22 protein-coding genes are annotated in these 22,147 nt (G+C 52.1%); 8 read left to right on the plus strand and 14 right to left on the minus strand.

Annotated elements, in window-relative coordinates; translation table 11 throughout:
- Positions 1–52: 52 nt before the first annotated feature.
- Positions 53–517: an META domain-containing protein gene (locus tag AC0VXT_RS01165; RefSeq protein WP_475547169.1), complete on the minus strand. Its 465-nt coding sequence runs from the start codon at positions 515–517 to the stop codon at positions 53–55.
- 240 nt (positions 518–757) lie between these two features.
- Here AC0VXT_RS01165 and AC0VXT_RS01170 point away from each other — a divergent pair, with 240 nt between their 5' ends.
- The 6 genes from AC0VXT_RS01170 (at position 758) to AC0VXT_RS01195 (ending at position 6,369) form a co-directional block, all read left to right on the plus strand.
- Complete coding sequence (locus tag AC0VXT_RS01170) at positions 758–1,750, plus strand: Ldh family oxidoreductase (RefSeq protein ID WP_475547170.1); 993 nt, start codon at positions 758–760, stop codon at positions 1,748–1,750.
- Positions 1,751–2,052: 302 nt separating this feature from the next.
- A complete protein-coding gene (gene phnC / locus AC0VXT_RS01175; RefSeq protein ID WP_475547171.1) occupies positions 2,053–2,898 on the plus strand; it encodes a phosphonate ABC transporter ATP-binding protein in 846 nt (281 codons plus the stop codon).
- A 71-nt stretch (positions 2,899–2,969) separates the two neighbouring features.
- On the plus strand, positions 2,970–3,986 hold the full coding sequence (gene phnD / locus AC0VXT_RS01180) for a phosphonate ABC transporter substrate-binding protein (protein WP_475547172.1): 1,017 nt from the start codon (positions 2,970–2,972) through the stop codon (positions 3,984–3,986).
- A 69-nt stretch (positions 3,987–4,055) separates the two neighbouring features.
- On the plus strand, positions 4,056–4,868 hold the full coding sequence (gene phnE, locus AC0VXT_RS01185) for a phosphonate ABC transporter, permease protein PhnE (RefSeq protein ID WP_102784479.1): 813 nt from the start codon (positions 4,056–4,058) through the stop codon (positions 4,866–4,868).
- A gap of 3 nt (positions 4,869–4,871) precedes the next feature.
- Entirely contained in the window at positions 4,872–5,519 is a 648-nt protein-coding gene (locus AC0VXT_RS01190; protein WP_475547173.1) for an LbetaH domain-containing protein, read from the plus strand.
- 151 nt (positions 5,520–5,670) lie between these two features.
- The gene (locus AC0VXT_RS01195) at positions 5,671–6,369 is read left to right on the plus strand and encodes a DUF1045 domain-containing protein (RefSeq protein WP_475547174.1); all 699 of its coding nucleotides are present in this window, start codon (positions 5,671–5,673) and stop codon (positions 6,367–6,369) included.
- A gap of 31 nt (positions 6,370–6,400) precedes the next feature.
- Here AC0VXT_RS01195 and phnN read toward each other — a convergent pair whose 3' ends face one another.
- From phnN to phnG, 8 genes are read right to left on the minus strand one after another with little or no spacing between them, the layout of a single operon-like run.
- A complete protein-coding gene (gene phnN, locus AC0VXT_RS01200) occupies positions 6,401–7,045 on the minus strand; it encodes a phosphonate metabolism protein/1,5-bisphosphokinase (PRPP-forming) PhnN (protein ID WP_475547175.1) in 645 nt (214 codons plus the stop codon).
- On the minus strand, positions 7,042–8,184 hold the full coding sequence (locus tag AC0VXT_RS01205) for an alpha-D-ribose 1-methylphosphonate 5-triphosphate diphosphatase (RefSeq protein WP_475547176.1): 1,143 nt from the start codon (positions 8,182–8,184) through the stop codon (positions 7,042–7,044). The genes phnN and AC0VXT_RS01205 overlap by 4 nt, the downstream gene beginning before the upstream one ends.
- A complete protein-coding gene (gene phnL, locus AC0VXT_RS01210) occupies positions 8,177–8,881 on the minus strand; it encodes a phosphonate C-P lyase system protein PhnL (RefSeq protein WP_475547177.1) in 705 nt (234 codons plus the stop codon). The genes AC0VXT_RS01205 and phnL overlap by 8 nt, the downstream gene beginning before the upstream one ends.
- 15 nt (positions 8,882–8,896) lie before the next feature.
- Positions 8,897–9,679 carry a phosphonate C-P lyase system protein PhnK gene (gene phnK / locus AC0VXT_RS01215; RefSeq protein ID WP_475547178.1) on the minus strand — a complete coding sequence of 261 codons (783 nt, stop codon included), beginning with the start codon at positions 9,677–9,679 and terminating at the stop codon, positions 8,897–8,899.
- A complete protein-coding gene (locus AC0VXT_RS01220; protein ID WP_475547179.1) occupies positions 9,679–10,617 on the minus strand; it encodes an alpha-D-ribose 1-methylphosphonate 5-phosphate C-P-lyase PhnJ in 939 nt (312 codons plus the stop codon). Before AC0VXT_RS01220 ends, phnK begins: the two co-directional genes overlap by 1 nt.
- A 5-nt stretch (positions 10,618–10,622) precedes the next feature.
- The gene (locus AC0VXT_RS01225) at positions 10,623–11,756 is read right to left on the minus strand and encodes a carbon-phosphorus lyase complex subunit (RefSeq protein ID WP_475547180.1); all 1,134 of its coding nucleotides are present in this window, start codon (positions 11,754–11,756) and stop codon (positions 10,623–10,625) included.
- Between the two features lie 2 nt (positions 11,757–11,758).
- Positions 11,759–12,367, minus strand: a complete 609-nt coding sequence (phnH, locus tag AC0VXT_RS01230) for a phosphonate C-P lyase system protein PhnH (protein WP_475547181.1) — start codon at positions 12,365–12,367, stop codon at positions 11,759–11,761.
- On the minus strand, positions 12,364–12,852 hold the full coding sequence (phnG, locus tag AC0VXT_RS01235) for a phosphonate C-P lyase system protein PhnG (RefSeq protein WP_475547182.1): 489 nt from the start codon (positions 12,850–12,852) through the stop codon (positions 12,364–12,366). The genes phnH and phnG overlap by 4 nt, the downstream gene beginning before the upstream one ends.
- Before the next feature lie 132 nt (positions 12,853–12,984).
- On the opposite strand from phnG, the gene phnF reads away from it, so the two are divergent.
- Positions 12,985–13,698, plus strand: a complete 714-nt coding sequence (phnF, locus tag AC0VXT_RS01240; RefSeq protein WP_475547183.1) for a phosphonate metabolism transcriptional regulator PhnF — start codon at positions 12,985–12,987, stop codon at positions 13,696–13,698.
- 11 nt (positions 13,699–13,709) lie between these two features.
- Here phnF and AC0VXT_RS01245 read toward each other — a convergent pair whose 3' ends face one another.
- The 3 genes from AC0VXT_RS01245 to AC0VXT_RS01255 all read right to left on the minus strand — a co-directional run bounded on the left by AC0VXT_RS01245 (position 13,710) and on the right by AC0VXT_RS01255 (position 16,655).
- The gene (locus AC0VXT_RS01245) at positions 13,710–15,179 is read right to left on the minus strand and encodes a class I SAM-dependent methyltransferase (RefSeq protein WP_475547184.1); all 1,470 of its coding nucleotides are present in this window, start codon (positions 15,177–15,179) and stop codon (positions 13,710–13,712) included.
- Between the two features lie 168 nt (positions 15,180–15,347).
- The gene (locus AC0VXT_RS01250; protein ID WP_475547185.1) at positions 15,348–15,950 is read right to left on the minus strand and encodes a tetratricopeptide repeat protein; all 603 of its coding nucleotides are present in this window, start codon (positions 15,948–15,950) and stop codon (positions 15,348–15,350) included.
- A 69-nt stretch (positions 15,951–16,019) separates the two neighbouring features.
- Positions 16,020–16,655 (minus strand): trimeric intracellular cation channel family protein, encoded by a 636-nt coding sequence (locus tag AC0VXT_RS01255; RefSeq protein WP_022731774.1) that lies wholly within the window; start codon positions 16,653–16,655, stop codon positions 16,020–16,022.
- Between the two features lie 321 nt (positions 16,656–16,976).
- Here AC0VXT_RS01255 and map point away from each other — a divergent pair, with 321 nt between their 5' ends.
- Positions 16,977–17,726, plus strand: a complete 750-nt coding sequence (gene map, locus AC0VXT_RS01260; protein ID WP_475547186.1) for a type I methionyl aminopeptidase — start codon at positions 16,977–16,979, stop codon at positions 17,724–17,726.
- A gap of 100 nt (positions 17,727–17,826) precedes the next feature.
- Here map and AC0VXT_RS01265 read toward each other — a convergent pair whose 3' ends face one another.
- Both AC0VXT_RS01265 and AC0VXT_RS01270 read right to left on the minus strand, forming a co-directional pair.
- Complete coding sequence (locus AC0VXT_RS01265) at positions 17,827–20,019, minus strand: malate synthase G (RefSeq protein ID WP_475547187.1); 2,193 nt, start codon at positions 20,017–20,019, stop codon at positions 17,827–17,829.
- 390 nt (positions 20,020–20,409) lie between these two features.
- Positions 20,410–21,804 carry an MFS transporter gene (locus tag AC0VXT_RS01270; protein ID WP_475547188.1) on the minus strand — a complete coding sequence of 465 codons (1,395 nt, stop codon included), beginning with the start codon at positions 21,802–21,804 and terminating at the stop codon, positions 20,410–20,412.
- Positions 21,805–22,147 lie beyond the last annotated feature (343 nt).

The following is a 22,147-nucleotide window of genomic DNA, read 5'->3' on the forward strand; positions in this document are numbered from 1 at the left end:
CACCCCTTCTTACGTTTGGCAGGGTTGACGTGCGATTTTTGTGTTGAGGTCTTTACGGCGTGATCGGGACAAACTCCATGATCGGTTTTCCGTTGGTGTCGCTTAGCACCAGCGCATCTTTGGTAAGCTGCCAATCGCTGACCATTTCCATCGCATTATTAAATGCGTTTTCGATCGCCATGGCATCTTCAACACACATCATTTGCGTGGCGCCAAGCGGCGATAATTTCAGTTTGCCATCGTTTTCTTCATATGTACCAAAGTAACGGTTACAGCCGGTCGACCCGACAACTTTGCTGTCTGCGGTGAAATTTGCACTGGCTAGAACGGGTGACATTGGGGCCAGTGTTTCGTTCCCGTCCACGACCATTGAGAGTTGCCAATTCTTGCCCGTTATTGCCGACCAGTTACTTACCATTTCGGGCTGTTCGGATTTGCTGGTGGTGTTGCAGGCTGCCAGCAACAGGGCACTTGCCATAGCAAAGGAAGAAAGCGTCGTCGATTTGACAGTAAGCATGATGATTTTCCGTTTTTATCTCTGTCCCGGCCGATACCGCACACGTATGGCCAGACTGTTCCCTATTCTCAGTGACACAGTCGCATATGTTTAAGGCAATATTTTAGCGCAAGGCCCAACCTTCATCGTCATCATCCATATACTGAAATGAAAAACGCTTTTGCGCACTATGGATGGATTTGGCTATGATATGGATCCTGCCGATCATGACAGAACATCCAAGTCCAAGGTCACCTCATTATGAAAATCTCCCTGTCCGATGCGCATGCGCTCGTCAGTGATACATTGATCCGATCAAAGGTCAGTAAAGACAACGCAGCATCCGTCGCAACAGCACTGGTAGCCGCCGAGGCATCCGGGCAGGGCGGGCATGGATTTCGTCGTGTGCCTGCCTATTGCGCTCAGTCACTTGCTGGCAAGGTTGATGGCTTTGCCACACCGACAATGCAAATGCCGACACCGGGTGTCTTGCTGATTGATGCGCAGTTTGGTTTTGCCTATCCGGCATTGGATTTGATGGTCGCACACCTACCCGAAATGGCACGTCGTCAGGGTATTGCGATTGCATCGATCCATAAATCACATCATGCGGGTGTTATGGGGCTGACGGTTGAACGACTGGCCGAGCAGGGTCTGGCGGCGATGATGTTTGCCAATGCGCCGGCTGCGATGGCGGCATGGGGTGGGCGTCGCCCAATGTTTGGAACCAACCCGATTGCTTTTGGTGTGCCGGTTGGAAATGCTGGTGCCCCGATTGTGATTGACCTTGCCTTGTCCAAAGTCGCGCGCGGCAAGATCATGGCGGCCAAACAAAAGGGTGTTTCAATTCCCCATGATTGGGCGGTCGATACAGATGGCAATCCGACAACCGATGCGGCGAAGGCCCTTGAGGGCACCATGGTTCCTGCTGGCGGGGTAAAGGGTGCGGCACTTGCCATGATGGTTGAACTTTTGGCAGCGGGCCTTACCGGTGCACAGTTTGGTCATCAGTCATCATCGCTGTTTGATGATAAGGGCAAGCCACCTGCATTGGGACAAATGATCATTGCCATTGATCCAGTAGCAACCGGTGGGCCCGATATTGCAGATCACCTTGCCAGCATTGCCAATGAAATTGCCGCCGAAGAAGGTGTACGACTTCCGGGGCGGCGCGGTAAGTCCATTAGACTGAAAGCCGAAGTCGACGGCATGGAAGTTGAAGAAGACGTCATGGATGCAATCAATAGATTGTAGAAGTCAGTCATGTTTGCAGCAGGAATGTGAATTTTATTTATGCTTACGTGGTTTGTTCAGGTCATTATTTTTGTACTCTGCAATTTTCTATGTTCACATTCGCGCAGAGATACGAATATGACAGTGTCCATTTTTTAATGGCTGATTTTTAATTTCAAAATTACTTGATGTATAGACAAGTTTAATTGTTGTTGGGGGAATTGGCCCCCCGTAATCATCGAACTGTAACATCAGTGTCACCATAGAGTCGCCGTTCATGCGTAGGTTCAGCTTCCAGCGAAACATATGCAGGCGAATCTTTGATGCTGGTTGTAGATATATCCGGACTGAACAAAAGCTTTTCCCGTGACAAGTGTGCTCTGAATAATGTCAGGCTCCAGGTTCGGGAAGGTGAAATGGTGGCGCTGATTGGCGCATCCGGTTCGGGAAAATCCACTCTTATTCGCCATATTGCCGGTTTGCTGCGCGGGGACCGTGACGGTGGAAAGATTTCCGTCTTTGGCGAGACCATTCAGGAAAATGGCAAGATTTCCCGTGGTGCGCGCAAAGTGCGTGCCGACATCGGTGTGATCTTCCAGCAATTCAACCTTGTGAGCCGCTTGACGGTTTTGACCAACGTTCTGATGGGGATGCTGGGACGCGTGCCAGCATGGCGCGGGTCGTTGTGCATGTTTACAAAATCCGAACGCATGCGCGCCATGAGTGCCTTGGCCCGTGTTGGCATCGATGGTCATGCCACTAAAAAAGCCCGCCATCTTTCCGGTGGTCAGCAACAGCGTGCGGCAATTGCACGCACGATTACACAGGGTGCACGCCTTATTCTGGCTGACGAACCGATTGCGTCGCTTGATCCGGCATCATCGCGCAAGGTGATGAACACGCTTGATCGCGTAAACCGCGAAGACAACGTGACTGTGATCGTATCTCTTCATCAGGTCGATTACGCCAAGGATTATTGCAAACGGACCATCGCCATGCGCGATGGTGAAGTTGTGTTTGACGGACCGTCAAGCCAACTGACACCGGCGTTCCTCCAAGAACTCTATGGTGAATATTCTTCCGAGCTTTTTGCAGATGGTTCTGATGACACGGCAAAGCCCGTGGCCGAGCCGGTTGCGAAAAAGGATCTGGCTGTGGCGACAAGCTAGCCGGGTCACTGATGTGAACTGCCTTACCTTTTTGAATTCATGTCTAAATCAAATATGACAGGGGACTTCTTATGATCCGTAAAACAATTGCGTCTGTTGCACTTGCAGCAAGCATGCTTGCTTCGGGCTTCGCCCAGGCCGATGTTGACTTCAAACCGCTTGAAAATGATCCGGAGACCATCGTTTTTGGTTTTATCTCGACTGAGTCGAGTTCCAACCTGAAAGCTCAGTGGCAGCCGATGATCGATGATATGGAAGAAGTGCTTGGCAAAAAAGTCAACGCATTCTTTGCCCCGGATTATGCCGGTATCATCGAAGGCATGCGTTTTGGTAAGGTTCACGTTGGCTGGTTTGGTAACAAATCCGCAATGGAAGCTGTTGACCGTGCAGGCGGTGAAGTCTTCGTTCAGACGTCCAAAAGCGATGGCACGAACGGGTATTATTCCCACATCATCACGCAGGCCGATAACGACAAGCTCAACACGCTTGCCGACATGCTTAAATGCGATGGTTCACTGAACTTTGGTATTGGCGATCCGAACTCGACTTCGGGCTTCCTCGTGCCGTCTTATTATGTCTTTGCACAGAACGGCGTTGACCCGAAAGATTGCTTTAAGACCGTTCGTAATGCGAACCATGAAACCAACCTGATGGCGACTGCCAACAAACAGGTTGATGTTGCTGCCAACAACTCTGAGCAGCTTGCACGGACCAACATGGTCAAGCCTGAAATCACCGACAAGGTCAAAGTAATCTGGACCTCGCCGTTGATCCCGTCTGACCCGATGGTGTATCGTAAAGACCTGTCGCGTGAACTGAAATCTGAAATCAAGGCCTTCTTCTTGGGCTACGGTCGTCTTGGCAATGTTGAAGAAGCCAACAAGGTTCTTGGTGGTATTCAGGACGGCATGGGCAAATTCATGGAAAGCTCCAACGCGCAGCTTTACCCGATCCGTCAGCTCGCTCTGTTTAAAGACAAGCTGAAAATCCAGAACACCGAAGAACTGTCTGCTGACGAAAAAGCAGAACGTGTTGCTTTCATCGACAAGAAACTCGCTGAACTCGACATTCTTGTTTCTTACGAGTAATCGGCCTTTTGGCAGGGAGCGCAGCAAAAGTGCGCTCCCTGTTTGCATTTACCATCCGGGATTAACACGATGAACAGCAGCATTTCTTCGACATCACTTGCCGCACCGGACTTGCCGCCGCGCGACCTTAAACGGTCGATGGGAAGTATGCTTCTTTGGGCCTTTATTTTTGGTCTTTTGGCATGGTCGTGGGAGGGGGCTGATATGCGCCCGATGGCCCTGATCGAAAACAGTGGCAACATGGTCGATTTCGCAGATGGATTTTTCCCGCCAGATTTTCTGATGTGGAAAACCTATGTCAGTGAAATGTGGATCACGATCCAGATTGCGATCTGGGGAACCGCGCTTGCGATTGTCTGTTCGATCCCGTTTGGCATTCTGTGTTCTGAAAATATTGTGCCGTTCTGGGTGTATCAGCCGGTGCGCCGTCTGATGGATTCCTTCCGCGCGATCAACGAAATGGTTTTTGCCATGTTATTCGTTGTTGCCGTGGGTCTTGGGCCGTTTGCCGGTGTGTTGGCGCTGTGGATCCACACAACCGGTGTGTTGGCAAAACTGTTTTCCGAGGCGGTTGAGGCCATTGATCCTGAGCCGGTCGAAGGCATTCGGGCAACCGGTGCCAATGGTTTGCAAGAAGTTATTTTCGGTGTGATCCCGCAGGTTCTTCCGCTTTGGATTTCCTATTCGTTATACCGTTTTGAATCAAATGTGCGGTCTGCCACGGTGCTTGGTATTGTCGGTGCCGGCGGGATCGGGATGGTTCTGTGGGAATATATCCGGGCGTTTTATTACGCCGAAACAGCAGCCGTCATGATCATCATCATTATTTCTGTCAGCCTGCTCGATATCGTATCGCAGCGTCTTCGTAAGCTTGTGACTTGATCAATGGGATACAAGATTACGCAAACCAAACCGGCGATGAAGAAGTTATCCGAACAGCCGACCCTTGATGAAACTGCCGTCGTCGTTGATTGCGAACTGGGGGCTTGGACCGAAATTGGCCCGCGGACCAGCATACGCGAAACGGTGATGGGTGATTATTCCTATGTCGTCAATGACAGTGAAATCATCTATTCAGACATCGGGAAATTCGTCAATATCGCGGCCCATACGCGCATCAATCCGGGGCAGCACCCGATGGATCGTGCGTCCATGCATCATTTCCAGTATCGATCCAGTGCCTATGAACTGGGCGAGGATGATCCGGCATTTTTTGACTGGCGTCGTGAAAAGCGGGTCAAACTTGAACATGATGTCTGGATCGGTCATGGCGCCATCGTTCAGGGTGGTGTCACCATCGGGATCGGCTCCGTTGTTGGGTCGGGGGCGGTGGTGACCAAGGACGTTGCGCCCTATACGATTGTGACAGGCATACCGGCTACGCCCCTGCGTCCACGATTTGAAGCCGACATTGTCGAAGCCTTGTTGCGCATCCGTTGGTGGGACTGGTGTCATGATATGCTTGCGGAAAACCTGAATGATTTCCGAACACTTCCGGTGCGTGATTTCTGTCTGAAATTCGACACGGTCTGATCGCTATCAATTTGGTCTCGTGCAATAATTGATCCTTGCCGAAGGCTATTCTTCCTCCGGCGCATCTTTATGTAACTTCCTTGTTGCGCAGCATTGGTTGCTTTCCCAAAATGCCAGCCCCTACCGTCAGTAAGATTGACCCAGATATCCCATGACCGACTATCAACGTTATGCACTTTATTTCGCACCCCATGCCGAAAGTGACCTTGGGACTTTTGGCAATGGCTGGCTTGGCCGTGACCCGGTGCAGGATGTCGATTTGCCCCGTCCTGAAGTTGCGGGACTTAATGCGAACGACATAATTTCTGCCACGACCTCACCGACACGATACGGGTTTCACGGCACGCTTAAACCGCCTTTTGCGTTAAAGAACGGGCAAAGTCGTGCTGAGCTTGAGGCCGCGGTTGAAAGTCTTTGTACAGAGACTGCGCCGATTACATGTGGTCCGCTGACATTGAAATCCATTGGTCTGTTTTTAGCATTGGTGCCGACCGAGCCGGTTGCACCACTTGAAAATCTGGCCGGAATGCTGGTGCGTAGTCTTGATGTTTTTCGTAAGTCTGAAGATATGACGGCCATGAACAAGCGCCGTGCTGCCGGGCTGACAGAACGTCAGGAAGGCTACCTTGTCGCTTGGGGCTATCCCTATGTCATGGAAGAATTTCGCTTCCACCTGACGCTCAGCAACAAACTGGCCCCTGAGCAATTGGCAAGGTTTGAAGAATCCCTCAGGTCAATTGTCGCACCGTTCTGTGATGCGCCGTTTCAGATTGATGATGTCTGTCTTTTTGGCGATCCCGGAAACGGAAAGCCGTTTCGTTTGTTAAAGCGTTTCGCTTTGGCCGGATAAGAAAATGCTGCAGAGTTTATTGCAGCATTTCTCATGGAATAGTTTCTTCAATATTGCTTGAGACAGGTTCTGAGTTTAGCTGAGGTGCACGGATCGCCTCAATAAATCGGCTGATCCCGGTTTCCAAATCTGCGTCGTTATGCACCTGCATGGCGTTTGGCCCATTAACTTGGTAGGCCGATGCGCGCGCCAGACGTTTTTCAACTTCATACCGGTCTTCGCGTCCCCGTGCTTCAAGACGTTGACGCAAAACATCTGAATTGGCGCAGATGCTGATGACACGTACATGATCTTCGCCGACAAGTGCGCGTGCATCGTCAATCACGCTGCGCGACACATTGACGATTACCGTTTTGCCATTGGTCACATCATCTTGTACGTGGCGTGGCACGCCATAACACATATCATGCGCCTGCCAACTCAGAAGGAAGGCGCCCTGTTTGGCCATTGACGGGAAATCATCCGGGCGCACCGGAATATGATTTTCACCAATGGTCCCGGCCGGGCGGGTAATACAGCGTCGTGGAAAGCAGCAATGCGTTTCTTTGGAAAGTCGGTCACGGGCACCGTCAAGAAGGCTGTCTTTTCCAACACCGCTGGGACCGACAACAAGAATCAACAGCCCGCGTTTGGGGGCATCATCCAACGGATGATGCCAGTCGTCATGTTCGGTCATGATACCCGTACGCCTTCGCGCCAGACACCGCGCACGATCGGATGATGGGGGGAGTGATGCACACGGATCAGGTCACCGCGTTTGCCAACTGCGATTTCACCACGGTCGGTAAGATCGACCTGGGTTGCCGGGTTAAGCGAAACGGTGCGAATGGCACGTGGCAGATCATATTCGTTGAAATCATCAAACAGCTTCATCGCCCCATGCAGCAGACTGTGCGGGACATAGTCGCTGGAAATAATATCAAGATAACCATTCTTGGCGAGATCCCCCGCGGCGACATTGCCGTTATGCGATCCGCCGCGCACAAGGTTGGGGCCACCCATCATCACGCCAAGTCCCGCTTCGTGTGATGCCTTGGCGGCCTCAAGCGTGGTCGGGAATTCAGCGACCGTCATTTTGTCCGCGACGGCTTCGGCCACATGGGCATTGGTGGCGTCATCGTGGCTTGCCAGCGCAAGCCCCTTGACATGCGCCGTTTCAACCACATGACGGCGATGCTTTGCGGAATAGAGTTCGGAATCGCGTTTGCGTGTTGCGACAAATTTGCGCATTTCCTCGTCATTCAGGCCATATTTCCCCTGATAATAGGTGTAATAGGCCTCGAGACTAACGAATTGGCGCTGGCCCGGTGTATGATCCATGACCGACAACATTTTCACCAGTGGCATCTCAACCAAGGTACCGAGGGCGTCAATCATGCCGGGAAACGACGTTTCGCAGCGCAGATGCAATTTGTGATCAGCACGCAAAAGATTGTTATCTTGCGCGTGGGCAAGGGCCTCGACCGATTCAACCAGCCTGACAATACGTTCTGAGCCTTCATTGACGTCGCCAATCGATACGGCGTCAAAAACAGTCGTAATCCCGGCACTTGCAACCTGATTGTCATGCGCAATGACCGCGGCGGTGGCCGGCCAGCGGGTTTTCGGGCGTGGGGTCAGATGTTTGTCGAGATTGTCTGTGTGCAGTTCGACAAGACCGGGCATCAGGTAGTCCCCACCCATATCTTCGGCGCCGGGCAAGTTGGATGCCCGATCTGACACATCGGTAATGATCCCATCCTTTATCTGCACGGCACCGTCAATGACATCGTTCGCCAGCACAATTTTGGCGTTTGTAAAAATCTGTTCAGTCATTGGCCCCAACTTTAAACGATGTCACATCAAACGACCCGGTGCAGACCGCATCACGGGTTTCATGGTCGTGGAAAATACCGGCAATTGCTGCCCCACGGGATTTGGCTTCTTCGATCAATGCCAGAACCGTTGTACGATTGTTGACATCAAGCGATGCGGTCGGTTCGTCAAGCAACATGACCGGATAATCGGCAATAAAGCCACGGGCAATATTCACTCTTTGCTGTTCGCCGCCCGAAAAGGTCAATGGCGAAAGCTGCCAAAGACGTTCAGGAATACGCAGGCGGGTCAAAAGACCGCGTGCCTTTTCCATGGCATCGGCCCGCGACGTGCCAAGTGCGACCAGTGGTTCGGCAACAATTTCCAGCGTCGGCACACGCGGAATAACACGCAAAAACTGGCTGACATAGCCCATCGTACGTTTGCGCATGTCAAGGATGGCATGGGGGCTGGCGGTTGTTATATCCATCCAGTCGCCGTCGTGCATGACGTTGATTGATCCGCTTGAACATGTGTAATTGGCGTAAAGCATGCGCATGAATGTACTTTTCCCGGAACCAGACTCGCCGGTCAGCGCAATACAGTCCCCTGCCGATAAACTAAACTCTATGTCATTAAAAACCGGGATCGTTACGCTGCCTTGCGTGTGCAACGTAAAGCTTTTTGAGACGTTTTGAGCATGAAGCATTTCAGACATTTTTTCGCCCCGGGTTCAGTTCTGAAGGATGGAAGAAACAAGCAACTGGGTATAGGCATGCTGCGGATCATCAAGAACCTGATCGGTCAGGCCGCTTTCAATCACCTTGCCCTGTTGCATCACCATCAAACGGTGAGACAGCAAACGGGCCACTGCGAGATCGTGGGTGACGATAATCACTGCGAGATTAAGGTCGTGAACCAGCCCGCGCAGCAGATCGAGCAAACGCGCCTGAACCGAAACGTCCAGACCACCCGTGGGTTCGTCCATAAAGACGAGGCGCGGGCTGGTTACGAGGTTGCGGGCAATCTGCAAACGTTGCTGCATGCCGCCCGAAAAGGTTGATGGCAAATCATCAAGGCGCTCGGACGCAATTTCGACTTTGCCCAGCCAGTTGTCGGCAGAACTGCGAATGTTGCCATAATGGCGATCACCCACCGCCATCAGGCGTTCGCCAATGTTCGCACCGGCACTGACATTCATGCGCAGACCATCCCGCGGGTTCTGATGGACAAAGGCCCAATCGGTGCGCATCAACAACCGGCGCCGGGCTTCGGACATTTCATAAACGTCGCGGGTGCCGTCAATCCGGGTTTGGTATTGTACGGTTCCCTTTGTCGGTTCTTGTTGTGCGGAAATGCTGCGCAGCAAAGTGGACTTCCCCGAGCCGGATTCACCAACGATGCCAAGAACCTCGCCCGGGCGGAGTTCAAAGCTGACATCCTTGCAGCCAACCCGGTCGCCATACATCATGGTCAGGTTATCAACGCGCAGAAGCGGATCATTCATCTTGGTCATTACTCTGCTGCCTTTTCGCTGCTTGGGCCGCTTTTGGGGCCGCCAAGCGGCTGGTCATGATGTTGCGGGCCACGATGGCCGGCGTCCTGTCGTTCGCTGCAATAATCGGTGTCAGAGCAAACAAACATCCGGTTGCCCTTGTCATCGAGGATGACTTCATCAAGGTAACTTTCACGCGAACCGCACATGCCGCATTCGTCGTCCCATGATTGCACTTCAAACGGGTGATCTTCGAAATCAAGGCTCTTGACCTTGGTGTAGGGTGGCAGGGCATAGATACGTTTCTCACGACCGGCTCCAAACAGCTGAAGTGCGGCCATATTATCCATTTTCGGATTGTCAAATTTCGGGGTTGGGGACGGATCCATCACGTAGCGATCATCGACCATCACCGGATAGGCATAGGTTGTGGCAATATGGCCATGACGTGCGATGTCTTCATACAGCTTCACATGCATCAGGCCGTATTCTTCAAGCGCGTGCATTTTCCGGGTTTCGGTTTCACGTGGCTCGAGGAAGCGGAGCGGTTCGGGGATCGGCACCTGATAGACAAGCACCTGATCCTCGCGCAGTTCCTTTTCGGGAATGCGGTGCCGGGTTTGAATAATTGATGCCTCGGCGGTTTTTTCCGTGGTCGCCACATTGGCCGTCTTGGCAAAGAACTGGCGAATGGAGACTGCATTGGTGGTGTCATCCGCTCCCTGATCAATGACTTTCAGGGTATCTTTGGGGCCAATGACGGCGGCCGTTACCTGAACCCCGCCGGTGCCCCAGCCATAGGGCATTGGCATTTCACGTCCGGCAAAGGGCACCTGATAGCCCGGAATCGCAACGGCCTTAAGCAAAGCACGGCGGATCATGCGCTTGGTTTGTTCATCCAAATAGGCAAAATTATAGGCCGAGGTGTTATCTGCCGGATTATTAACAGTCTGTTCCATGGCGATTACTCCGCAGCTTTGGGTTGGGATTTACCTTCGTCGGCATCTCGCTTGGCAAGGCGGGCTTCGACTTCGGCCCGCATGCGGCGCACCAGTTCCAGTTCACCTTGGAAATCGACGTAATGGGGCAGTTTGATATGTTCGACAAAGCCGGTGGACTGGACATTGTCGCTATGTTCCATCACGAACTCGCTGTCTTGTGCTGGGCCCATAATCTGTTCGCCCATTTCATTGGCGCGCATCGCGCGATCCACCAGTGCCATTGAAATTGACTTGCGTTCGTTCTGACCAAACACAAGGCCATAGCCGCGGGTAAACTGTGGCAGCTTGGTTTTCGATCCTTTGAACTTGTTGACCGTTTCGCATTCGGTCAGTTCAATATCGCCGATATCAATGGCAAAGCCGAGTTCCTCGGGTTCGATTTCAACCGATACGGTGCCATAGCGAATTTCACCAACAAAGGCGTGACTGTTGGCATATCCACGCTGGGTGGAATAGCCAAGGGCCAGAACAAAACCTTCATCCCCGCGTGACAGGTTTTGCAAACGCAAGTCACGCCCGGCCGGGAATTTGATCGGCTCGCGGGTTAAATCGGCAACCGGGGCATTTTCATCAACTGGGGTTGGTTCATCTTGAATAAGGCCTTCGTAATTCAGGATGTCATCCAGAACGCGCGGCATATGATCATCAACCGGGGTTTCACCACTTGGCGCATCGGCGGGTTCTTCGCCATTGGCCATCAGGGTGAAATCCAAAAGTCGGTGCGTATAATCAAACGTCGGGCCAAGAATTTGCCCACCCGGAAGATCTTTAAACGTTGCAGAAATACGGCGCGATACGTCCATTTCTGCTGTTTTGATTGGTTTGGAAAAAGCAAAGCGCGGCAAGGTCGTGCGATAGGCACGCATCAGGAAAATGGCTTCGATCAAATCACCGCGGCCCTGTTTGATGGCAATAGCGGCCAGATCGCGGTCATAAAGCGATCCTTCTGCCATGACACGGGTCACCGACAGCGACAATTGCTGTTCGATCTGGTCGGTTTCGATTTCGGCGATGTCTTTGTTGCCACGGCGCTGTTCTGCCAGAAGCCGGTGGGCATTGTTGATGGCGCGTTCACCACCTTTTACAGCAACATACATGGTTACTTGACCTCAATCCGGGTGGTGCGTGAAAGCGCGGCGATTTTGGTGCTGGACGCGAAAATGACATCCACTCCGCATGGGAAAAGATGATGGTTCTCGGTTCGCCACGTATGAAACGCCGCCGGAAGACCTTTGATATCCAAGCTATGGGTATCCTTGATCCCTGGGCCCCGAAGATGCATTTCCGGGCTGTCGGTGATGTCATCGACCATCAGGATCAATGTTGCCGACTGATCAGGGTATTCGGCAGTGCCAACCGGAAGCTGGGTGATAAAGGACAGGTCTTCATCGCTTTGCGCAACGGCGAAATCGGCCTGCGAGACGTCTGTTGTGATCGGGCTGCCACAATGGAATTTCAAATGCGTGTTGGCCGCGTTGGTCGCACAAGCGGGCGACAACCAAACCGCGGTGTCCATATCCGCCATTGCAAGGAGTGTCGCGGTCACGGATATGTTCAAGTCGTCTGGTGCAGCGATATTAACCGGCAGGTCGTAAATGCGACCGGGACGCGACATGGCGTCAAGTAACACGCGGAAAACAGCGTTCGAATCAAATGCTGCATGATCAAAACCAGGCAGCAAATCGCTTGTCTGGGATTGCAGGATCATTCGTCTTCTCCGCGGACAAGGGTAAAGAAATCGACTTTGGTTGCGGCAACCTTATGGGCATGGTCGCGTTTGGCAGCGGCTTGTTGTTGGGCAAGGATGTCGATAAAGGCGCTGGCGGTCTGATCGCGCAACATAACGGCATCAAACAGGGCGGCATATTGTGCCTGAACCCGATCACGTCCCTTGACGTATGAGTGACCAACAGTTCCGTCTGAAAGGTTTACAGCGCAGCGTGTAACCGTCATTTCGCCAAGGTTGAACCGCTGTCCTCCACCGCCTGCGCGACCGCGCACCATCACCATGCCGACTTGTGGCTCGCGCAGATGGCTCCACGTGGTCGCGCCGTATTTGTCGGACCATTCGGTTTCAAGGGTCTTACGGTCAGTGCGGGCAAGAACTGCCATCCAGCGTTGACGCGCAGCTATCGCGCTGTCGTCCGTCTTCGCGGTGTCTGGTGCTGCGGTCGGGGCGGCTTGGGCCGTCATATGTCTGATCCTTTTTCATGGATGTCAACAAATTCAAAATTTGTCTAGACGTCTATACATATTTACGTTATAAGCCGATCTATCGACCTTGGCAAAGGTCTTGCGGTGAAAGTTTTGTGAACGGGAAAAGTTATGGATTGGGAGCCGGGGCTATCTATCTGGAAGCAAATCGAAAAACAGCTTCTCAGCGATATTGCTGACGGGGTGTTTTCCCCAGGGGATAAAATGCCGACCGAAATGGAACTGGTGCGCCGTTTCGGTGTGAATCGCCATACCGTACGCCGTGCGATCGCGGCCCTCGTCGATACCAATGTCGTCCGGGTGGAACAAGGACGCGGGGCCTTTGTTCAGGAACAGATCCTTGATTACCCTCTGGGCGCTAAGACCCGGTTTTCCCAGATTGTATCCGGGCGTCATCGCTTGCCTGACAAACGCTTGGTATCGTCCGAGGTGCTCAAGGCAACTGCAACGGTCGCGCAATGTCTGGACGTAAAGCTGGGCACACGGGTGATTGAACTGTTTTCAGTGTCCGAAGCCGACGGTGTGCCGCTGGCGGTGGCGACAAGTTACCTGCCAGCCGCGCGATTTGAAGGCATTGTCGAGATTTTCGTCGAAACAAAATCGCTGACCGAAGCGTTCAAACGGTTCGGGATTGACGATTACAGCCGCAAAACCACCCGCATTTCAGCAGCACTGCCCTCGTCACGTGTCGCAAGCCTGCTAAAGCAGGCGAAAAACCGTCCGGTAATCTCGACCGAAAGCATCGATGTCGATTCGGCCGGTGTGCCAATCGAGTTCGGCGTTACCGCCTTTTCCGGTGACCGGGTGCAGCTGATTGTCGAATAGTGCAGATACGTTTACTGGGCAGGCTTTCGACACCAGAACTGATACATTGCTCTGAATGTATCGGGGTTATCAAGTTCATACGCGTGCCATTTATCAAGACGTTTTTCAGCAGAAAATCCGTTTAGTTCTTTCCGGAAATTACTGAGTTGACCTGCGAAATTCATTTCGAAATCGAGAAATTCCAGATTAAGGGTTTTCAAATATTCTTTGATTTCCGGCAAGGTGAAGCGGTGTTCCTGAATATGAAAGATCAGGTCGCGACAAGCACTCAAACTATGAAAGTCTGATCTGCGGCATAGTTGGGCTAAGACCGTATCACCTTTTGCGGCTGCGTTGATAATATATTGTCGGCACGTACGAATGCCGTCCGCGGTTGGTTCGAAATTTTGTTCGGCAACAACTTTGCGCCCTGCCAGAACGTCCTGTCGGGCTGCCTCGCTATACAGACCAATCTTCATGAGGCCGCCGGGTTTGACGCGTCGTACAAGAGTTTCCCATCCCAAAAGCGGGTTTTCGAGATGGTGTAAAACGCCGACACATTCAACAACATCAAACTGCTTCTCTATTTCATCAAGTTGTAGAATATCGGCTTGGAAAAAGGAAATGTTGTCTATGTTGAGTTTTGCAGATTGCCGTTTCGCATAAGCTAGGCTGGCAAGACTAAGGTCAACTGCGGTTACCTTCGATGCTTTGTAGCGTGTGGCAGGTTGGATAGAATGTTGCCCGGTCCCACAGCCGGCAACCAGTATTTCTGGCGCGTCTGGCGCAACATAATCGCCAAGTTCAAGTAAAATAGGGGGGGATGTCAGGACGTCGGCGATTGACAGATCGTATCTGCGAACTGCTGCGTTTATCCACCTTGGGTATGGGTTCTGCTCATACATGTCGCGTACAGAAGAAGACACGCCATCTGAGATTTTTGTCAGTTGGCCGATAGTCGGTCGAATCTCGTTTTCTTCCAGCGGCTCTTTTATCTGCCTTTCTATAACTGGCGGGAGCGAACTGGGCCAATTTTGTGCTGTCAGTATGTTTGCCCACGCATAATGAGATAGTGGTGCATAGGCAGCTAGTATCGTCAATTCCACCGGGTTCGGGGTGGCGCCATCCGCGACAATTTTTGCCAGTTTATTTTCAAGTTGGCTTATGGCCTGCTTTTCTGCTTCGGAAACGACATAAGCATACTCGTTATTAAAGCACTGCAGAGCAAGGCTGATCGCAAGGGGTAATATTTCATCATCACGTGACGTATCCGATGTCAGCATTTCCCTGCGGCAGCGTGTCAGAATTCTCTCAAGAGCAATGTTGTCGATCGGGGTTGCAGACATCAGCATCATCAGGGATGTGCATTTTGCCAACGTAATCATGTCTGACCAAGGATCTGAAATACCAACCGCATCGGGCTTGGCCCAGCGGCTGAGTACTTCGGCGATTTGCGTATCGTGCTCTGCTGCGACAATCACGGTTTGCACAAGGTCCTGCATCGGCAGAGTTTCGGAGCGAATCAGATATTGTAGCCTAATTTCGACGCCCGCAGAGGATGGTGTCAACGCGGTCAATATTTTCAGACAGTCACAAAATAGTTGCCAGTGACGATTTTCGCCGGGTCGGCGGCCAATGGCGAGGCTGTGAAACTTTAAGGCCTCGGAGTGTCAACTTTGTTTTTCGAGCGCGGTTGCGATGTCAGACAATACGTCAGGATCTGATGATCTCTGCATCAGTGCCTGTTCTAGGTGGGTTAACGCCTGATCCGTGTTACCAAGAAGCAAGTGCGTTTGGCCGAGAAGTTTGTGTCTACTTAACGCACCTTTGGGCGTGCTTGGGCTGCTTTCGAGTATCGCAAGCGCGCGCGAATAGTGTTTCTGCTTTATCAAAAGCGCACCCAGATTATGATAGGCATCAACATAGCTTGGTTGAATAGCGATAGCGCTTTTGAAGCTGGCCTCTGCGTGTATAAAATCGTTTAAGGCAACCAAAACAACGCCGAGATGGTCGTGGGCTACTGCATTGTTTTGCTGAATAGAAACGGATTGGAATATCAGATTTCTTGCCTGTTCGTGCGAACCCGTCCGGTAGCAACATAGTCCAAGGTGATGCAGGGCAACTGGGTGATCAGATTGTATGCGTAACACCTCAAGATACTTCCGTGAAGCCTCACGAAAGTTGCCTTTCGCAAAAAAATCGTCTGCTGTTTGCAATATACCCTGAACCGGATTGGACATTTTTTGCCTATTTTGAATGTCTGCCGAAGACAAGTTTATTTTCCAACGTCTTTCGTTTGGGTTTACAAAGCGCATGTTTCGTAAAAACCAAAATGACGCTGATCAATACTCCCGCCCCGGACGTGCTTTATAGACCGGGAACCCCAGTTTGAACTTGATTGCGGCAGCGCGCAGGATAAAGGCGGCAAAGAATGCGATGAAAGCAATCGGGCCACGGGGAAGTTCAAGAATATCTGTGCCAACCACATAAATACTGGCGCCCATAAAAGCACAGCTGATGTAAATTTCTGGGCGCAGGATAAGCGGGATTTCATTACAAACCACGTCGCGGACCATGCCGCCAAATGTTGCGGTGATCATGCCAAGGATGATGGCAACAAGTGGCGAAACACCAAGGTTCAATCCAATGGCCGCCCCGGTGACGCCAAAAAGTGCAAGCCCGAGTGCATCAAGCCAGATCAGCGCGACATAGCGCCGCTCGACAAGATGGGCCGTAAAATAGGTAAAGATCGCCGCGGCAATACAGGTAATGATCCAGGCCGGATCCTTGATCCAGAAAACCGGCGTTTCCCCGGTAATCACATCACGCACTGTCCCACCACCAATGCCGGTAAAGGTCGCGATTAGGACAAAGCCGACAACATCCATCTGGCGTCGGGATGCTTCAAGTGCGCCTGTGATCGCAAACACCGCAACGCCCGCCAGTTCAAGCCAATAGATAATTTGGGTAATGGTCATAGCACCCTATTTGGTTGCGGGTTGTACATGTTGGTGTTTGGTTGGTTTTCGTCGTGCATTGTGGCCATCAACATCCTGATTTTCAAATATACTATCAAATTTAAGTATAGTGTTATTGTTGTATCGAATGGTTATGGAATGGGCAGGGTACAATGAACCATTCTGTCTTGCGGGATATGCCGTCCGGTCATGAAATATCTGGTGAAGTGCAAGGGCGTGGCTAATGCTGAAGATATCGCGAAGTAGCCACATCTGCATTTATGTGGCTTGTCGAAAACGGGTTTTCTTGACTTCGCAGCACGGCATCGTAATAACCAACTCATGACAATTTCATCGGATAAAGAACTCGATCATCTGCGTCGTATTGGCCGCATTTGTGCGCGCGCGCGGGACGTTATGGGGGCTGCGGCAGTACCCGGCATCACCACCGCGGAACTTGACCTCATCGGGCGAAAGGTTCTTGAAGATGCAGGGGCCGTTTCAGCCCCGGAAAGCGAATATAAGTTTCCCGGTGCGACTTGCATCAGTGTCAACGAAGCCGTTGCCCATGGCATTCCCGGGGATCAGGTTCTTGCGGATGGCGACTTGGTTAACATTGATGTTTCCGCGTCCCTTGATGGGTATTTTTCCGATACCGGGGCTAGCTTTATCTGTGGTGCGGCAAAACCCGAACTGATCAAACTGTGCGACGATGGCAAAAAAGCCATGTGGGCCGGGATCAAGGTTGTCCGCGACAAGGCACCCATCCGCGAAATCGGGCTTAAGGTCGAAAACTTCGCGCGTAAGGGCGGCTATACCCTGATCCGCAATCTCGCGAGCCACGGTATTGGTAAATCACTACACGAACATCCTCATACCATCCCGACATGGGATGATCCCAAAGAACGCCGGACCCTTAAAAAAGGGCAGGTGATCACCATCGAGCCGTTCCTGTCTCTTGGGGCAAAATGGGCGGTGGATTGTGATGATGGCTGGACGCTGTTTTCTGATACTGGCGATGCCACGGTGCAATATGAACACACGCTTGTCGTCACCGACAAAGGCTATGAGATCATGACACTGGGTGCATAGAGATTAAAATGCTGCAATTTATGCTGCAGAACTTTGTGCAATAAAAAGCCGCCCAACGATGTGGGCGGCTTTGTTTTGGGATCGATTGTAAAGGCGGTGTTTATGCGCCGTATTTCGCTTTGGCTTCGCGGCGACGGGCATGAAGAACCGGCTCGGTGTAGCCATTTGGCTGTTCACGGCCTTTGAAGACCAGATCACAGGCTGCTGCAAAGGCAACGCTGTCATCAAAGTTCGGTGCCATATTGCGATAGGTCGGGTCCCCGGCGTTCTGCTTGTCAACGACCGCAGCCATACGTTTGAGGGTTTCCATGACCTGTTCTTTGGTGCACAGCTCATGGTGCATCCAGTTGGCGATATGCTGGCTCGAAATACGTAAAGTGGCCCGGTCTTCCATCAGGCCAACATCATTGATGTCAGGCACTTTGGAACAGCCAACACCACTGTCGATCCAGCGAACGACATAGCCCAGAATGCCTTGCGCGTTGTTATCAAGCTCTTCCTGAATTTCGCTTGGCATTGGTTTAATGTCGCCAAGACGCGGGATCGCCAGGATATCATCAAGGTTGGCCCGTTCACGTTTGCCGATTTCATCCTGTACTGCCCGAACATCAACCTGATGATAGTGAATGGCGTGCAGGGTGGCGGCGGTCGGTGAAGGAACCCATGCGCATTTTGCACCGGCCTTGGGATGGCCAATTTTGGCGTCCATCATTTCGGCCATGCGATCAGGTTTGGCCCACATGCCTTTGCCGATCTGCGCAACGCCTTTCATGCCGCACTGAAGACCAACATCCACGTTCCAGTTTTCATAGGCCGCGATCCAGTATTGATCTTTCATCGCGTCCTTACGAACCATAGGACCAGCTTCCATGCTGGTGTGGATTTCATCACCGGTTCGATCAAGGAAACCGGTATTGATGAAGACAACACGGTCTTTGGCAGCCCGGATGCACTCCTTAAGGTTTACCGTTGTGCGGCGTTCCTCATCCATGATGCCGACCTTAAGCGTGTGTTCGGGCACATCAATCGCATTTTCGACAAAGGCAAACAGGTCGCTGGTCAAGGCGACTTCTTCTGGGCCGTGCATTTTCGGTTTCACGATATAGACACTGCCATGGCGTGAATTGGCCAATTCGTTCTTGCCTTCAACGTCATGCTTGGCAATCAGGCCTGTGATCATGGCATCAAGGAAGCCTTCGGGAACTTCATTGCCGTTGGCATCAAGAACCGCGTCGGACGTCATCAGATGGCCGACATTACGCACCAGCATCAAACTACGGCCCGGCAGAACGACTTCGTGACCGTCAACACCCTTATAGGTCCGGTCCGGGTTCAGGCGACGGGTTACCGTCTTGCCACCCTTTTCGAACTTTTCCTCAAGAGTACCCTTCATGAGGCCAAGCCAGTTACGGTAGGCAAGGGTCTTGTCTTCTGCATCAACGGCAGCAACAGAATCTTCGCAATCCTGAATGGTTGTGACCGCCGATTCCATGATCACGTCAGAGACACCTGCGGCATGTTCTTTGCCAATCGGGTGGGTGGGATCAATGCAGATTTCGATGTGCAGGCTGTGCTTGCGCAGCAGAATTTCGGAAAGTGCGCCGTTCTTTTCGTTGTAGCCAATAAACTGGGATGGCTGAGCAAGCGCGCTTTCACTGCCATCAGACAGGGTCACCACCAGTGTCCACCAGCCCGATCCATCATCGCGTACTTCATATTTTGTAACGTCCGCATGATGGCCGGTTGCAAGCGGGGCGGCTTCATCAAGGAAGTTCGCCGCATAGGCCACAACAGCAGCCCCACGCTTGGGGTTAAAGCCCTTGGTCTTTTCTTTGCCATCGGCATCGTCGATGACGTCTGTGCCATAGAGCGCGTCATAAAGGCTGCCCCAACGGGCATTGGCCGCATTAAGCGCATACCGTGCATTCATCACAGGCACAACAAGCTGCGGCCCGGCAACACGGGCAATTTCCGGATCAACATTGGTGGTGCTGATGTAAAAATCATCGCCTTCCGGCAGAAGGTAGCCGATGTCGATCAAAAAGTTCTTATAGGCAACCGGATCACGTGCCTGATCCTGACGCGACACATGCCATTCGTCGATCTTGGCCTGCAGCTCATCACGCTTTGCCAAAAGTGCTTTGTTGCGTGGCCCCAGTTCAGTGACGAGTTTTTCAAACGACGCCCAGAACTGATCAGAACTGATCCCCGTTCCCGGAATGACTTCGTTGGCAATCAGATCATGCAAAACCGATGCGATCTGAAGGCCACCTTTTTGGATGCGTTGGGTCATGTTTACTCTCACCAGACTTGGAACCGTCACGGGAACCGGCATGAAAATCCTGAACCCCGCGATAACGTTTGAGACAACATATGGTCTCAAACCGCAGTGGGTCCACAGCAGGTTTTATTATTTTGGGATGTTTTCCGCATTATGGAATGCTGTCCATAAGATGCGGCAGTGGCGAAAGAACGTTGATTTTCCTGACATTGGCCCAAAAAGGCCGACGTGTTCTCGCGCAAAAAGCAGGGCACGGCCTGTGGTGCGCCATGATCGAACGGCAGCCGGGCACGTATTAAACATGCCATTACATATGGTTGTGTGAACACCAAATAGCGGTGATGCCCAATTATAATTCAGGCTGCATCCCGATTTGGGACTGCAGCCTGATAAATCTCGTTCTTATTTCGCTTCTGGTTTCGCGCTTTCGTCATCCTCATCGACTGCGACATGCCCATAGTCGTCGGGATGTGCTGTGCCATCCGGCGTCAAAAGGTCGCTGACCTCATAGGTCTCTTGCGAAGAGTCTTTTGTGGAGCTGTCCGCGCTTTCGTCGGGAACTTCATCGGTAATCGATGACAGCTCAAACGCCATAGGGGTTGTGCGCGGAACCGCCACGAACTGACCTTGCTCCTCGAGGGAGATGCGACGACCGAACCCAGCACGGTAAATGGCAAATCCGGCAACCAGAATCCCGATGACGGAAAACAGGAATGGCAGCGCCCAGGGGCCAAAGTACCCGATTGCGCTCGACCCTAGCAATGGACCCGCTGCGGCTGAGCCACCATAAATAATCAAAAGGCCGCCCGATGCAGGCACGATGTCTTCGGGTTCGAGGTAATCATTTACATAGGCCACAGCCAATCCATAGATCGGCATGATGAAGACCCCGGTGATCCCGCCCCAAAGTGTCAGGTTGTCTTTGATCACGTCGGGGATGACAAGCGGGATCAGCCCGCAAACAGCAAGACCAAGTAAGACAACAATCATCACGTATTGGCGCGGCACAATGTCAGAAAGCTTGCCGATCGGGAACTGCATGATCATGCCGCCCAGAATGACAAAAAACATGAAATAGGCGACGTTTTGCGTGCTTAAACCCAGTTCGGCGGCAAAGACCGGCCCAACACCGTAAATCGCCCCGGACAAGACCCCGGCACCGGATGCGGCGACAAATCCCAGTGGTGATATCTTGTAAAGACGACGAAACGTCATGCGTTCGCCACTAACCGCAGAAGGCGGTGGCTGACGGGTTAAAGCAAGTGGAACAAGCGACAGCGACAGCAAGACCGACGCAACGGTAAATAGCTCAAAGCTGCTGATTGGTGACATGTTCAGCAGCAATTGGCCAATTGCCAGACCACCGAGTGACACCGTCATATAAATCGCAATTGTGCTGCCGCGTGACGTGTTGTCGGACTGCGCATTCAACCAGCTTTCCACCACCAGATAGAGGCCGGAAAGACAAAGACCGGTCATGGCACGAAACAGCGACCATGTCAGCGGATCAACATACACAGCATGGAGCAACGTGATCGCCGAACCTGCGGATGCAAGGGCGGCAAAGGTCCGGATGTGACCCACCCGGTTCACAAGGCTGGCACCCCAGACAATCCCGGCGACAAAGCCGATATAGTAGGATGCCATGATGATACCAGTATAAACCGGAGAGAATCCTTCTGCCGAAGCGCGTAGCGCCAACAGGGATGATTGCAAAGATGACCCGCTGTTAAGCGCAAAGGCGGCAAACAACGTCGCAGACAATGCAATAATCAGGGCAACCGGCGAACGCGGCATGGAATCCTCAACTGAATTCTGGTGATGCAGGAACTACCCTGCGGCAAGGGTGGGAAAGCTGTCAATCATTACAACGTACTGAGCTAAAACGATTTACAACCGTTCCCGAGATCAACGCTGCTCTGTGCGTTATGTTCCCTTGGGAATGCTTGTGTCCCTTTAAGCGTGAAGCCTGGCCGCGAATAGCGTCGGTTTTGCACAACTGCCATGTGAAAACTGACCCGTTTGGCGTAAGGTTTACATCTCTGACAGGCTGTGAAATCGCATAAGCAGCTTGACCTTCATGTACTTCATGCTTTCTATGGCCGTGAATTTGGGTCATTTTTGCCAAAACGCTCCTGAA

The sequence above is a fragment of the Thalassospira sp. Z349TD_5 genome (genome assembly GCF_056173045.1).

Coding starts and splice junctions, on each gene's coding strand:
- AC0VXT_RS01165 (WP_475547169.1), bottom strand. CDS start 517: ATGCTTACTGTCAAATCGACGACGCTTTCTTCCTTTGCTATGGCAAGT.
- AC0VXT_RS01170 (WP_475547170.1), top strand. CDS start 758: ATGAAAATCTCCCTGTCCGATGCGCATGCGCTCGTCAGTGATACATTG.
- phnC (WP_475547171.1), top strand. CDS start 2,053: ATGCTGGTTGTAGATATATCCGGACTGAACAAAAGCTTTTCCCGTGAC.
- phnD (WP_475547172.1), top strand. CDS start 2,970: ATGATCCGTAAAACAATTGCGTCTGTTGCACTTGCAGCAAGCATGCTT.
- phnE (WP_102784479.1), top strand. CDS start 4,056: ATGAACAGCAGCATTTCTTCGACATCACTTGCCGCACCGGACTTGCCG.
- AC0VXT_RS01190 (WP_475547173.1), top strand. CDS start 4,872: ATGGGATACAAGATTACGCAAACCAAACCGGCGATGAAGAAGTTATCC.
- AC0VXT_RS01195 (WP_475547174.1), top strand. CDS start 5,671: ATGACCGACTATCAACGTTATGCACTTTATTTCGCACCCCATGCCGAA.
- phnN (WP_475547175.1), bottom strand. CDS start 7,045: ATGACCGAACATGACGACTGGCATCATCCGTTGGATGATGCCCCCAAA.
- AC0VXT_RS01205 (WP_475547176.1), bottom strand. CDS start 8,184: ATGACTGAACAGATTTTTACAAACGCCAAAATTGTGCTGGCGAACGAT.
- phnL (WP_475547177.1), bottom strand. CDS start 8,881: ATGTCTGAAATGCTTCATGCTCAAAACGTCTCAAAAAGCTTTACGTTG.
- phnK (WP_475547178.1), bottom strand. CDS start 9,679: ATGACCAAGATGAATGATCCGCTTCTGCGCGTTGATAACCTGACCATG.
- AC0VXT_RS01220 (WP_475547179.1), bottom strand. CDS start 10,617: ATGGAACAGACTGTTAATAATCCGGCAGATAACACCTCGGCCTATAAT.
- AC0VXT_RS01225 (WP_475547180.1), bottom strand. CDS start 11,756: ATGTATGTTGCTGTAAAAGGTGGTGAACGCGCCATCAACAATGCCCAC.
- phnH (WP_475547181.1), bottom strand. CDS start 12,367: ATGATCCTGCAATCCCAGACAAGCGATTTGCTGCCTGGTTTTGATCAT.
- phnG (WP_475547182.1), bottom strand. CDS start 12,852: ATGACGGCCCAAGCCGCCCCGACCGCAGCACCAGACACCGCGAAGACG.
- phnF (WP_475547183.1), top strand. CDS start 12,985: ATGGATTGGGAGCCGGGGCTATCTATCTGGAAGCAAATCGAAAAACAG.
- AC0VXT_RS01245 (WP_475547184.1), bottom strand. CDS start 15,179: ATGCAGGACCTTGTGCAAACCGTGATTGTCGCAGCAGAGCACGATACG.
- AC0VXT_RS01255 (WP_022731774.1), bottom strand. CDS start 16,655: ATGACCATTACCCAAATTATCTATTGGCTTGAACTGGCGGGCGTTGCG.
- map (WP_475547186.1), top strand. CDS start 16,977: ATGACAATTTCATCGGATAAAGAACTCGATCATCTGCGTCGTATTGGC.
- AC0VXT_RS01265 (WP_475547187.1), bottom strand. CDS start 20,019: ATGACCCAACGCATCCAAAAAGGTGGCCTTCAGATCGCATCGGTTTTG.
- AC0VXT_RS01270 (WP_475547188.1), bottom strand. CDS start 21,804: ATGCCGCGTTCGCCGGTTGCCCTGATTATTGCATTGTCTGCGACGTTG.